The sequence below is a fragment of the Actinomadura sp. WAC 06369 genome, from assembly GCF_003947565.1.
Classification (GTDB): Bacteria; Actinomycetota; Actinomycetes; order Streptosporangiales; family Streptosporangiaceae; genus Spirillospora; species Spirillospora rifamycini.
On record NZ_QHJN01000076.1, the window covers coordinates 25,153 to 36,494 of the forward strand.

The 11,342-nt window shown below is 74.5% G+C and carries 5 protein-coding genes and 1 pseudogene; 4 read left to right on the forward strand and 2 right to left on the reverse strand.

The genetic code is table 11. The features are described from left to right. The first annotated feature begins 46 nt into the window (after window positions 1-46). From DMH08_RS21135 to DMH08_RS21145, 4 genes are all read left to right on the forward strand, one after another. On the forward strand, window positions 47-1,975 hold the full coding sequence (locus tag DMH08_RS21135) for a hypothetical protein (protein ID WP_125617218.1): 1,929 nt from the start codon (window positions 47-49) through the stop codon (window positions 1,973-1,975). Between the two features lie 171 nt (window positions 1,976-2,146). Next, window positions 2,147-4,069, forward strand: a complete 1,923-nt coding sequence (locus tag DMH08_RS40245) for a hypothetical protein (protein WP_158642363.1) — start codon at window positions 2,147-2,149, stop codon at window positions 4,067-4,069. Window positions 4,070-4,369: 300 nt separating this feature from the next. Beyond that, complete coding sequence (locus DMH08_RS21140) at window positions 4,370-6,394, forward strand: hypothetical protein (RefSeq protein WP_125617220.1); 2,025 nt, start codon at window positions 4,370-4,372, stop codon at window positions 6,392-6,394. A gap of 18 nt (window positions 6,395-6,412) precedes the next feature. Continuing rightward, window positions 6,413-9,499 carry an ATP-binding protein gene (locus DMH08_RS21145; protein WP_125617222.1) on the forward strand — a complete coding sequence of 1,029 codons (3,087 nt, stop codon included), beginning with the start codon at window positions 6,413-6,415 and terminating at the stop codon, window positions 9,497-9,499. 9 nt (window positions 9,500-9,508) lie between these two features. On the opposite strand, the gene DMH08_RS42430 is transcribed toward DMH08_RS21145, so the two are convergent. Both DMH08_RS42430 and DMH08_RS21155 read right to left on the reverse strand, forming a co-directional pair. Next, window positions 9,509-10,348, reverse strand: a complete 840-nt coding sequence (locus DMH08_RS42430; RefSeq protein WP_125617224.1) for a hypothetical protein — start codon at window positions 10,346-10,348, stop codon at window positions 9,509-9,511. 198 nt (window positions 10,349-10,546) lie between these two features. Then, window positions 10,547-11,342, reverse strand: a pseudogene (locus DMH08_RS21155) (hypothetical protein); the annotation flags it as partial.

An 11,342-nucleotide genomic window follows, 5' to 3' on the forward strand; every position in this document is an offset into this window, starting at 1 on the left:
GGCGTCCTCACCGCGAGACCATCCATCTCGTGGAGAGGCACCCCCTTTGCGCCGAACACGACCACTGGCCGTCCTGACGGCCCTGATCGTCGCGGTGACGACGTTCCTCGTCCCCGCGACAGCCCGAGCCGACGTCACGGACGTGAACGTGTCCGTGGCGTTCGACCGGCTCTCCGCCGACCGCGTCGCCACGGTCAGCGTCGAGGCCAAGTACGAGACCGAGATCACCGAGGCGAAGGCGATCGTCGTGCGCCAGACGGAGGAGGGGGGAGCGTGGACGCCCATCGCGACCGTGCCCCTCGCCCTCACTGACGGCTCGGCGACCGACGGTACTTGGCAGGGCGAGTACCAGACCGACATCGAGGCCCACCCAGGGGCGACCGGATTCCTCGCGGAGCTCACGACGGCGGACGGGGTCACGCGGGATCCCAACGGGCACTACATCGACAACTGCTACCAGTTGTCGATGGTCGATCTCACCAGCTCGCCCGCGGCGATCGACGCGGACACCCCGTTGACGATCGCGGGCCGCGTCCTCGTGCAGAAGACCCGGGACGCGGCGCCGGAACCCGCTGCGGACATCCCCGTCTGGAACACCTCGTCCCCGGTTCGGACCGGGGAGGACGGCTCCTTCTCCTTCACCCACCTGTACACGCACTGGACTTCGCTTCAGGCGCAGGCATCCTGGGACTGGTACGACCAGTGGTGCGAGGCCGGCGACTTCGCGCCGTCTCCCGAGATCACCCGGCAGACGGTGGAGCTTTCGGCGGAGATCGTGACGCCGCAGCCCGTCAAGGCCGGTGACGAGGTCACCGTCGAGGGTCGCCTGCAGCGGAACGGCGCGAACGGGCTCGTCCCCGTGGCCAACGTGTGGATCGCCGCGTACGTCACCTCGTCCGAGAAGGAAGGGGTGGGCGAAACCTACACCAAGCCGGACGGGACGTACCGGCTGACGTTCGCGGCCGAGAAGTCCGGCCCCCTGACGGTGCAGAGCGATGAGAGGGACATCGTCTGGAGCGGTACGGCCGCGCCCGGCCAGATCACGGTCGAGGGCGACCCGCAGTTCTCCGAGGTGGAGATCACCCCGTCCCCGGTCGACTACGAGCAGCCGGTCCGGGCGACGGGGCTGCTCGCGGACGCCGGTACCCCGATCGCGGACGCGACGGTGTGGCTGCTGTTCTCGCCCGACGGCCAGAACTGGCAGAAGATGCAGAACGCCCGGACGACCGCGGACGGCCGGTTCGACCTCCAGAGCACCGAGACGACCCAGGACGGCTACTGGCGCGTCTGGTACGAGAGCGCGGACGGCACGGCGACGGCGTCGAGCGACGTCCGCCAGGTCAAGGTCCGGTTCGGGACGCTGCTGGACGACTACAAGGCGGAGGTCGGTCCGGGCGCGACGGTGACGGTCAAGGGCACGCTGCTGCGCCAGGACGGGTCGGGGCTGGGCCGGGAACTGCCCATCCACATCTACTTCATGGCCGAGGGCTCGTCGACCTGGGAGCTGCAGGGGACGACCGCGTCCAGCGCCGGGACCGGGACGTTCTCGAAGCAGTTCACGTCGTACCAGGACGGCTACTGGACGGCGGCGTTCTGGGGCGACGACGAGTACACCCGGTCGAACGCGCCCATCGCGCATGTGGACGTCCCGGGGCAGTACACGACGGAGTTCGCCGAGTACGGCGCGTCCCCGACGCCTGTGGACGCCGGTGAGCCGATCACGGTGAAGGGGCTGCTCACGCGGACGATCGGCGGCGGCGCGGCCGAGCCCGCGCCGGGCAAGCCGGTCTACGTCTACTTCCTGCCCGCCGGTGCGACCGAGTGGAAGCACATGGAAGTCGTCCCGACGGGTGCGGACGGGCGGTTCGAGAAGGCGTTCGCGGCCGAGGAGGACGGCTACTGGACGGCGTGGTTCTTCGGTGACGAGGGCCACCTGAGCGTCAACTCCGGAAGCAAGCACGTCGACGTGAAGTAGGCGGTACCGGCCGGGTCCGGACGGACGGAGCGTTCGGACGGGCCCGGCCGGCTGTCCACTGCTGGCCAAACGGACAAAATAGGCTCAAAGTGAACATCTGAGCAGGCAACCAAGATCGTCAACTGGGCGTCCTCACCGCGACAGCACAAATTTCGTGGAGAGGCACCCCCCTTGCGCCGAACACGACCACTGGCCGTCCTGACGGCCCTGATCGTCGCGGTGGCGACGTTCCTCGTCCCCGCGACAGCCCGAGCCGACGTCACGGACGTGAACGTGTCCGTGGCGTTCGACCGCCTGTCCGCCGACCGCGTCGCCGCGGTCACCGTCACGGCCGAGTCCGCGAGCGGTGTCACCGGCGTCGAGGTGACCGTCGAGCAGCCGGACGGCGACGCGTGGACGTCCATCGCGACGCTGCCGCTGGCCCGCACCGGCGGGACGGCGAACGACGGAACCTGGACGGGCCAGCACGCACTGGACATCGCGACCCATCCGGGCAGCACCAGGTTCGTCGCGGAGATCACGTCGGCCGACGGGGCGACGCTGACGGCCGGGCACCAGTACATCGACAACTGCCATCCGCTGACGATCACCGGGCTGACCGGCTCGCCGGGGACCGTCGATGCAGACACCCCGATGACGGTCGCGGGCCGCGTGCTCGCGCAGACGAGCCCGGACGCGGCGCCCGAGCCCGCGGCGGGCGTGTCCGTCTGGAACGCCACGTCGCCGGTCGTGACGGGCGCGGACGGCTCGTTCTCCTTCACCCACCCGTACGCGGGGGCGCTCTCGCTGCAGGCGACCCCGGGCTGGCAGGACGGGGACCGGTGGTGCTCGGTGAGCCGGTTCGCCCCGTCCCCCGAGATCACCCGGCAGTCCGTGGAGCTGACGGCCGAGGTCGTCACCCCGCAGCCGGTCGGGGTCGGCGACGAGGTCGTCGTGGAAGGACGGCTGGAGCGCAACGGCGCCGCGGGCCTCGCCCCGGTCGCCAAGGTGTGGGTCGCCGCGCACGTCACCGCCGCCGAGAAGAAGGAGGTGGCGGCGGCGCTCACGGGCGGGGACGGAACGTTCCGGCTCGCGTTCCCGGCCAGGGAGGCCGGGCCCGTCACGGTGCAGAGCGCGCAGACCGACATCGTCTGGGCCGGTTTCGCCTCTCCGGGCGAGGTGGCGTTCGAGGACGGCCCCCAGTTCTCCGACTTCGCCGTCACGCCGTCGCCCGTCGACTACCAGCAGCCGATCCGGGCCACCGGGAAGCTGACGGACGCGGGCGCCCCGATCGCCGGCGCGTCGGTGGCGCTGCAGTTCTCGGCGACGGGCGAGACCTGGCAGGACGTGCAGAGCGGCCAGACGGCGGCGGCCGGCGACTTCGACATCGAGAGCACCGCGACGACCCAGGACGGGTACTGGCGCGTCTGGTACGAGAGCGCGGACGGCACGGCGACGGTGTCGAGCGAGATCCGCCAGGTCAACGTCCGCTACGGGACGCTCCTGGAGGACTTCGCCGCGACGGCCGGTTCCGGCGGCACGGTGAACGTCCAGGGCACGCTGCTGCGCGGCGACGGGACGCAGCTCGGCGAGCAGCTCCCGATCCACGTCTACTTCATGCCCGACGGCGGGACGGACTGGGAGTTCCAGGGGACGACCCAGACCAGCGAGGCGGACGGGTCGTTCGAGGCGGAGTTCACGTCCTACCGGGACGGCTACTGGACGGCCGCGTTCTGGGGCGACGACGACTACAGCAGGTCGGACGCGCCGATCGGCTTCGTGGACGTCCCGGGCCAGTTCACGACGGCGTTCGCCGAGTTCGACGCGACCCCGGCGACCGTGGCGGCCGGTGAGGCGATCACCGTGCAGGGCCTGCTCACCCGGTCCGCCGGCGGCGGCGCCGCCGAGCCCGCGCCGGACCTGCCCGTCACCGTCTACTTCCTGCCCGCGGGCGCGCAGGAGTGGCAGGAGATGGTGGTGTCCCGGACGGGCGCCGACGGACGGTTCGAGGAGACGTTCACGGCCGGGCAGGACGGCTACTGGACGGCGTGGTTCTTCGGCGACGAGGGCCACCTGACGGTCAACTCCGGAAGCAAGTACGTCGACGTGCAGTGACGCGCCCCGGCCGGGGCGTCCGGGCGGAGACCCGCCCCTCCGCCCGGCCCCCGGCCGGAGTCGGTGAGATTGGCCGGATGTGGCCATGGGGGACGGGGTGGGTGTCCGATCTTTCCCGCAGGTGGGCACGGTGACCGGTTTCGGGTGATGTCGGGGAGGACGGCGGGCCGGTTACGGCGAACGGGACACGCGATCTCGCCAGGCTCTTTACCCTGTGCATGTGTAGAAAGGCAGGAAGGACCGACCTCTTCAGCGTTCCCCCCGTACCGCGACTCCAGGGGTCTACTCGACGTGACGGACATGGCGAGCGGGTCCGCCGCGGCGCGGCTCACGCAGGCGGACCGCGTCTACGTGGGCTGGCGCTACGCGCAGGTGCATCCCGATCCGGGCCCGGCTCCCGAGGCCCCGGCCGAGCCGGCGCGGCCGGCGGCGCGGCCGCCGGTCCGGCAGCCGGGCGAGCACATGGCCGCCCGGCCGCTCCGCATCGCCGTGACGGGGACGCTCGTCGGCGTGGGGCTGTTCCTCCTGTGCGGGGTCGCCGGGGTGCTGCCGTGGCCGTTCGCGGGCGTGGGGCTCGTGGCGTGCGCGGTCGTCCTGGGGATCACCGGCGGGGCGCTGTGGCGGGACGAGCGCGCGGTGCGGGACCGGCTCGAGCGGTGGCGGGACCTGGACGAGCGGGAGCGGGCCGCGCGGGAGAAGCGGCGGGCGGCGGAGCGCGAGGCGCACGCGGAGGCGCTGCGGGAGTGGGAGCGGCGCCGCGCGGAGTACGAGGCCCAGCGCGAGTGGTATCCGGTGGCGGTGCCGCCGGGCGTCGACCGGGTCGACGTGGTCGGCGGGACGCTCGCGGGGTGGTCGGCGGCCGTGACGACGATGGGCGCGGCGCGGCTCGCGGTCGGCGCGCGGCTCACGGTGATCGACCTGTCGGAGGGGGCGGTCGCGCACGACCTGCTGCGGCTGGCAGCGGACCGCGGCGACGACCCGCTGGTGTGGGTGCTGCCGAACGACCTGCCGAGGCTGGACGTGACGCGGGGGCTGAGCCCCGAGGCGTTGGCGGACGTCCTGTCGCTGGTGGTCGGCGCCGGGGAGGAGCAGGACGGGACGCGGGACCTGTCGTTCGACAACTCGATCCTGGAGCGGCTCATCGAGGTGCTCGGCGCGGACACGACGATCCCGTGCATCACGGCCGCGCTGCGGGTGCTGGCGCAGGTCGGGGACCCGCGGGACGACCTGGCGAAGGGGCTGCTGACCGAGGGGCAGCTCGACCGGATCGCGACGCTGTTCGGGCGGGACGCGACGGACCGGATCGTCGTCCGGCGGGCGTGGGCGCTGGAGGCGCAGCTGCGGAAGCTGGAGCGGCTCGCGGCCGAGCCGGTGGCGCTGCCGCCGTCGCGGCTGCACGTGGTGTCGATGGACCGGCGCGCGGGCGTCCTGACGAACCGGGTGCTCGGGACGTACGTGACGACGGCGCTGACGCACCGGGTGCGGGAGTCGCCGCCGGGCGGGCGGTGGGACCACACGCTGTTCCTGTGCGGCGCGGAGAAGCTCCGGGGGGACGTGCTGGACCGGCTCATCGACGCGTGCGAGGCCACCGGGACGGGCCTGGTGCTGATGTACCGGTCGATCCCGCGGCACGTGCGGGAGCGGCTGGGGCGGCGGGGGCACGCGGCGGTCGGGTTCATGCGGCTCGGCAACCCGGAGGACGCGCGGGTCGCGGCGGAGCACATCGGGGCCGACAAGCCGCTGATCGTCGCGGAGATCACCGAGTCGGCGGGGGAGACGCTGTTCGACGTCGCGGGCGAGACGTACGCGAGCACGGTGGCCTACGCGCGTCCGTCCGGGGACGGGCTGACGGACCCGGTGTGGTCGCCGCTGCCGGCCCCGGCGGCGGACGACTCGGCGCTCGTCGAGGGGATCAGCTCGGCTACGGCGTGGGGCCGGACGGTCGCGGCGGTGCGGGAGGACGCGAAGCAGCGGTTCCGGGAGCTGCTGGTGGGGCCGCCGCAGCTGCAGGAGCTGCCGCCGACCGCGATGGTGTTCACGCACGCGGGCGCGACGGGGCGCCGCGTCATGCTCGTCGACGCGAACCCGGGCATCATCACGCTGCCGACCGCGCACTCGATCGAGTTCGAGGAGTACCTGCGCGAGCAGGAGAGTCTCGCGCGCGCCGAACCGGCCGAGCCGGAGCGGCCGCTGCCCGCGCCCGCCGCGGCGGACGAGCCGCCGGTGCCGCGGCCCCGGCACGCGCTGCCGCGCCGGTCGAACCGGCTCGTCCCGATCCTCCGGCCGAACGGCAAGCACGCCGCCGATCCGCCGGCCGCCCCCTGACCCCGGGATGCCGCCGTGATGCCGCCGCAAGGTCCGATACCCCCGCAGCACCGGGTGCCGCAGCAGGGCTCGACGCCGCCCTACCGGCCGTATCCGCAGGTCCCGCCCGGGACGGACGACGCCGCCGCGCACGGCACGCGCGCCGCGTCCGGTGCCGGGCCGCTCGACCTGCCGGGCCCGTGGTACCGGATCGAGGCGATCCCGGCGCCGGAGGGGGCGGCGTCCGCCGAGCGGGACTTCGTGAGCGTGCTGCCGGCGGCGCTGTCGGCGGCGCGGGCGGAGCGGCCGTTCGTCGTGGGCTGGCTGTCGCCGGGCGGCGGCGCGCCGCTGGAACTGATCACGAACGCGGGCCCGATCGGGGCGCCCGGCGGCACCGGCCCGCTGTTCCCGAGCGGCGCGCGCGGCGTCCGGATCGGGGACGGCTGGCTGCGCCGCGCGGAGCGGATGGCGTGGACGCGCTGCCCCGGGCGGCTCGCGCCGCAGGCGGCCGCCGCGCCGCCGGCCGCCGACCGTCCGGGCGCGGGGCTGTTCGAGTCGACGCTGGTCACGCTGATGGAGCGGCCGTTCGGCTGGTTCGTGGTGGCCGAGCCGTGCGACGAGCGGCTGGTCGACGCGGAGATGCGCGAGCTGCACCACGAGCTGCGGATGCTGCGGCGCGGCGAGGACGAGCACGCGCGGCTCGCCGTCGGCCGGACGGACCGGCGGCTCGCGGAGCTGGACGCGTTCCGGGAGGCGGGGCTCTGGCGGGTGCGGGTCCTCGCGGGCGCCGGCGACCAGGACGAACTGGGGCAGATCGCGCCGGTGCTCGTGGGGTCGATGGACCTGGCGCACCACCCGTACCGGCTGCGGTCGGGGCACGGCGCCGGGACGTTCGCCGAGATGCTGCGGCCGGGCGCCGCGCCCGCGCCCGTCCGGGCGGCGGCGGAGCCGGACCAGCGGTTCCCGTTCGTCGCGACCGCCGGGGCGCTCGCCGCGCTCGCCGGGCTGCCGAACCGGGAGGTCCCGGGACTGCGGGTGCTGGACGCCGGATACTTCGACGTCACGTCCGAGACGGCCGCCGAGACCGGCCCGGACGGCCCCGGGACGATCGAGCTCGGCGCCATCCTCGACGGCCAGGACCGGGAGGTCGGCCGGTTCACGGTGCCGCGCTCGACCGTCAACCGGCACGTGTTCGTCACCGGCGCGACCGGCGCGGGCAAGTCGCAGACCGTGCGGCACCTGCTGGAGCAGCTCACCCGCGCGGGCGTCCCGTGGCTCGCGATCGAACCGGCGAAGTCGGAGTACGCGGCGATGGCCGGGCGGATCGCCGACCTCGGCGGCCCCGTCACCGTCGTCAACCCGTCCGACCCGGCCTCGGTGCCGCTGTCGGTGAACCCGCTCGCGCCCGAACCCGGCTACCCGGTGCAGGCCCACATCGACATGGTGCGGGCGCTGTTCCAGGCCGCGTTCGACGCCGAGGAGCCGTTCCCGCAGATCATGGCGCAGGCGCTGCAGCGAGTGTACGAGGCGAACGGGTGGGACGTGGTGACGGGCGCCGGCGTCCCCGGCTCGCTGATCGAACCGGCCGTCCCGACCCTGGAGCAGCTCCAGACCGCCGCGCTGCAGGTCATCCAGGACGTCGGGTACGGGCGCGAGCTGATGGCGGACGTCCAGGGGTTCGTGGACGTCCGGCTGCGGTCGCTGCGGATCGGCTCGGCCGGACGGTTCTTCGAGGGCGGGCACCCGGCCGACATCGGCGGGATGCTCCGCGACAACATCGTGCTCGCCATCGAGGACGTCGCGAACGACGAGGACAAGGCGTTCCTCATGGGCACCCTCATCATCCGGATCGTGGAGCACCTGCGGATGCGGGAGCGGCGCCGCGGCGCGGACCGGGGGCGGGCGCTGCGGCACGTCATCGTCATCGAGGAGGCGCACCGGCTGCTGCGCAACCGCGGCCCCGAGCGCGGGTCGTCGCACGCCGTCGAGCTGTTCGCCGGGATGCTCGCGGAGATCCGCGCGTACGGCGAGGGCATCATCGTCGCCGAGCAGATCCCCACCAAGCTCGTCCCGGACGTCATCAAGAACACGGCGCTGAAGGTCGTGCACCGGCTGCCCGCGCACGACGACCGGCACCAGGTCGGCGCCGCGATGAACCTCGACGCCGACCAGTCCCGGGAGGTGGTGTCGCTGCGGCCGGGCGTCGCGGCCGTGTTCGCCGACGGGATGGACCGGCCGCTGCGCGTCCGCGTCCCGCTCGGGGAGGGCCGCGAGGCCGAACTCGCCGGGCCGCCCCCGCCGGTGGACGGGCGCCGCTCGGCCGCGTGCGGCTGCGAGTGCCGGTCGGGGCGCGCCTGCACCCTCTACGAGCTGCGGGAGGCCGACCTCGTCGCCGGGCACCCCGACTGGGCGTGGCTGCGGCTGTGGGCGGACGTGCTCGTCCTCGCGCACGTCGCCGGGCGCCGCGTCCCCGCCGTCCCGCCGGACCTGCGCCGCGCGTGGGCCCGGCTGACGCCGCGGCTCCGCGACTGCGCCCTCGCGACCGTCCTCGAACGCGCCGTCACCCGCCGCTCGTGGGCGCTGCGGACCGCGTTCCCGCCCGCCGAGCTGACCGGCGCGGTCGCCGGGACCGCGCGCCGCCTGCTGGACGGCCAGGACGCGCCGGGGCGCGTGCCGGGCCCGAACTGGGTGATCCCGCAGGTGCGGTGGCTGCACGAGCTGGACCGGCTGTTCCCGTACGGGGCGGAAACGCCCGACAAGCACGCGCCCGCCCCGCCCCTCGACTACCAGCTCCCCGGGCTCAAGCAGCAGCCGGACGCGAAACTGGGGCACCGGCTGCGCGCGCTTCGCCGCCACCCGCTGTCGATGGAGCTCGAACGCAACCGCCCCCTGGCGCTCACCGCGCTCTACGGCGAGGACGACCACGCGGCCTTCTACGGGGACCTCGCCGACGTCACGATCGGCTTCGAGGAGGACGAGCAGATCGAGCACGTCGCGGGCACGATGGACGTGTCCGACTGGCTCGAACCGGTGCTGAGCTGGCCCGACCGGTTCGTCCTGCCGTTCGGCGACCCGGCCGCCGCGCCGCCCTTCACCGCCCCCGGGGACGACCGGCCGGACGGCTGACGGCCCGGGTCAGATGTCGTCGCCCGACCGGGCGGGCAGGCCCGCCTCCCGCGCGATCGGCCCCCAGTAGCCGACGAACTCGTTTTTCGCGTCCGTCGCACGCTGGTTCACGTCCGACACCTCGGAGGGCGACGGGCAGCCCGGCGCGACCGCGGCGTACCGCTCGTTCGACTCCACCGACGCCTCGAGCGCGCGCACCAGCGCGTCCTTCAGCTCCGCCCCGCTGTCGAGCGAGGCGACGTCCAGCGCGCGGGCCCGTTCGAGCTGCGAGCGGCGGCTCTCCAGCACCCGCTCGATCCCCGAGACGCTGCAGTCCTCGTCGGCGACGACCGAGGCGAGGTCGGAGCGGGTGCCGCCCATGTCCGCGAGGACGCCGTCCACCGCCTGGGCCTGCTCGCGGAACGCGGCGTCCGACTGCGGCTCCTGCTCCCCGGGCTCCTCCGCGCCGGGCGAGGACGAGTCGCCGGCGCCGCCGGCCGTCCCGTCGCCCGTCGTGCTCGACCCGGCCGACGACAGCCCCTTCCCGGACGCGGACTCGGACCCGCTCGGCCAGAACACGATTCCGAACGCGATGAGCGCCAGCGCCACCGCGCCCGCCGCGACCAGCACGAGCGGGGTGCGGTTCCGCTTCGGCGGCGCGGGCGGCTGCCAGATCGCGGGCTCCGCCCACGGCTCCGGCGACAGCGGGATCGACGTCTCGCCCGTCGCGCCCGGCGGCATCGGCGTCGCGCCCGGCGGCATCGCCGTCGTGCGGTCCTGCGGCGGCGCCGGCCACGGCACCTGCGCCGGGTCCGGCGGGTCGGGCACCGGGATCGTCGGCGGATCGGCCCCCGGGCCCTGGTCGCGCACCGTCGCGTCCCCCGCGCCCGCCACCGGCGCGTTGCACCACAGGCACCGGGGCGAGGCCGCCGAGGTGTCGCTTCCACAAGCCGGGCACCGCATAGAAACCCCTATCCGCAGGAGGTCCCCCGACGGTGACAAGATACTGCGCGGCGCGCCGGATCGTCCTGCCCAGCGCGCCGTTGCCCGTGGTCCGTTACCGGACGGCTACACGCGCCGCCAGTCGCGCTCCGGCAGGCCCGTCTTCTGCGCGACCGGGTTCCACAGCTGGACGAACTGCTGCTTCGCGGTCGTCGCGCGCCGGTTGTCCTCCGCCGTCCCCGGCACCTGCGCGGCGCTGGGCTTCGGCTTGCCCCGGCAGCCCGGCCGGTTCTGCCGCGCCCAGTGCAGGTACTTCTGGTCGACGTCCAGCGACGCCTGGAGGGCCTGCGACAGGGACGTCCGGAGCCGCTCGCCGTTCGGGACCTGGTCGAGCTTCATCTCCCGGGTGCGCTTCAGCTGGTTCTGCCGCCGCTGCGCGACCGTCTCGAACCCCTGGATCGCCTGCGGCAGCGTCTTGCACTTCCCGGCGCGGGTGAGCGCCGCGCCCAGCACCGACCGCGTGTTCGTGCTGGCGTCCAGCACCTCGTTCATGACCGCCGCCTGCTGCTTCGTCGCCTCGGACACCGGGTCCTTCTGCGCGACCGGCGTGCTCGACGGCGTCGTCCCGGGCTGCGCGGTGCCCCCGGGGGACTTCTCGTCGTCGCCCGACGGCCACGCCACCAGCGCCACGGCCGCCACCGCGACCGTCACCAGCGCCGACGCCACCGCGATGAGCACCTTGTTCGGCGCCGTGCCGCCGCGCTCCGGCGCGCCGTACCCGGCGGGCGGCCCGCCGTGCCCCATCGGCCCCATCGGCGCACCCGGCCCGTGCGCCCCCGGCCCGTGCGGAGGCGGCCCGCCGGGACCCATCGGCCCGCCCATCGGCCCGCCCATGGGGGCTGCGGGGCCGGCGGGCCGCCTC

Coding starts and splice junctions, on each gene's coding strand:
- DMH08_RS21140 (WP_125617220.1), top strand. CDS start 4,370: ATGGCGAGCGGGTCCGCCGCGGCGCGGCTCACGCAGGCGGACCGCGTC.
- DMH08_RS21145 (WP_125617222.1), top strand. CDS start 6,413: ATGCCGCCGCAAGGTCCGATACCCCCGCAGCACCGGGTGCCGCAGCAG.